This window comes from Aerococcus sp. L_32 (genome assembly GCF_050689315.1).
In genome coordinates, this window is sequence record NZ_JBOEQF010000307.1 from 1 (window position 1) to 2,350 (window position 2,350).

1 protein-coding gene is annotated in these 2,350 nt (G+C 40.8%); it reads right to left on the reverse strand.

The features are described from left to right. Window positions 1-2,350 (reverse strand): DNA-directed RNA polymerase subunit beta' (rpoC, locus tag ACRCJ0_RS12150; RefSeq protein ID WP_431390586.1); only part of this gene is annotated, 2,350 nt, incomplete at both ends.

Below are 2,350 nucleotides of genomic sequence, written 5' to 3' on the forward strand. Positions count from 1 at the left end.
AGAATCGGCTGTCTTAAGGGCCGTATCGGTCATACCTTTACGGGCACCGTGAGTGGAGATAAACATTTCTTGCACGGTCAAACCTTCACGGAAGTTAGACAAGATAGGTAACTCGATGATCTTACCGTTAGGTCCGGCCATCAAACCACGCATACCAGCAAGTTGGGTAAAGTTAGAAATGTTACCACGGGCGCCTGAATCGGACATGATGAAGAATGGGTTATCTTGATCAAGTGAGTTCATTAGGGCGATTTGGATTTCATCTTTTACTTTGTTCCAAGTGTCGATAACTTGGTCATAACGTTCGTCGTTTGTAATCAAACCACGACGGTATTGTTTTGTAATCTTGTCAACACGGTCATGTCCTTTTTGAATAGACGCCGCTTTTGATTCTAGGTTTGTAATATCCGCCACACCTACGGTAATACCTGAACGTGTAGAGTATTTGAAACCTAAGTCTTTCATTTTATCCAAGATAATTGAAGTTTCAGTAATCTTAGATACTTTAAATACTTGCGCGATGATACGTGCTAAGTATTTTTTCTTGAATGGTGAAACCATATCTTGACGACTAATAAACTCTTTAACATCTGTACCTGGTTCCATGATGAACTTGTCAGATAGAGATGATTCTAAGTTTTCAGTTGTTGGTTCGTTGATGTACGGGAATTCTTCAGGCATTACCTCGTTAAAGAATAATTTACCGATAGTTGTCACCATCAATTTACCTTTTTGGTTTTCAGTCCAAGGTTTTTTAGGTAGTGCATCTGTTGGGAAGGCAACACGTGTATGTAATTGCACGTAACCATTCGTGTAGGCGATATGTGCTTCATTAATAGAAGACATTAACATACCTTCACCCATTACTTCAGGTTCTTCCATTGTTAGGTAGTAGTTACCTAAGACCATATCTTGAGACGGTGTAACAACTGGTTGACCATCTTTAGGGTTCAAGATATGTGTTGCAGCTAGCATTAATAAACGTGCTTCTGCTTGCGCTTCTTCACCTAATGGTAAATGGACCGCCATTTGGTCACCATCGAAGTCGGCATTGTAGGCTTCACACACAAGTGGGTGAAGACGGATTGCTTTACCTTCAACTAAGACCGGTTCAAAGGCTTGGATACCTAAACGGTGTAAGGTAGGTGCGCGGTTCAATAGAACTGGATGTTCACGGATGATTTCGCCTAAAACGTCCCAAACATCTTCATCATGATGTTCGATTTTACGTTTTGCATGTTTCACGTTGATTGCCATATCGCGGGCAACTAATTCACGCATTAAGAATGGTTTGAATAATTCAAGCGCCATTTCTTTTGGTAAACCAGCTTGGTACATCTTCAATGAAGGACCAACGACGATTACAGAACGACCAGAGTAGTCAACACGTTTACCAAGTAAGTTTTGACGGAAACGTCCTTGCTTACCTTTAAGCATGTGTGACAATGATTTCAATGGACGGTTACCTGGACCAGTAACTGGACGACCACGACGACCGTTATCGAATAGCGCATCAACCGCTTCTTGTAACATACGTTTTTCATTTTGCACGATAATATTTGGTGCATTTAAGTCTAATAGACGTTTCAAACGGTTGTTACGGTTGATTACACGACGATACAAATCATTCAAGTCAGACGTAGCGAAACGGCCACCATCTAATTGAACCATTGGGCGTAATTCTGGTGGGATAACTGGAATAACATCCATTACCATCCAAGCTGGATCGTTACCAGACTTACGGAAAGCATCTAAAACGTCTAAACGACGGATTGCACGTGTACGTTTTTGACCTTTAGCTGTTTTCAATTCTTCTTTTAATTCAGCAACTTCGCTATCAATTTGTACTTGTGATAACAAGGTCTTGATTGCATCTGCACCCATTGCTGCTTTGAAGCCTTCACCATACTCACGTTTATTATCGCGGTATTCTTTTTCAGATAACAATTGTTTGTAATCTAGTGGTGTATCACCTGCATCTGTTACAACATATGATGCAAAGTAAATTACTTCTTCAAGAGAACGTGGGCTCATGTCTAACATTAAGCCCATACGAGATGGGATACCTTTAAAGTACCAAATATGTGTTACAGGTGTCGCTAACTCAATGTGACCCATACGCTCACGACGTACTTTAGAACGTGTAACTTCAACGCCACAACGGTCACAAACAACACCAGCATAGCGAATGCCCTTGTATTTACCACAAGAACATTCCCAATCTTTAGAAGGTCCAAAGATTCTTTCATCGAATAGACCTTCTTTTTCTGATTTAAGTGTACGGTAGTTGATGGTTTCAGGTTTCTTAACCTCACCATAAGACCAAGATCTGATCTTGTCTGGTGAAGCC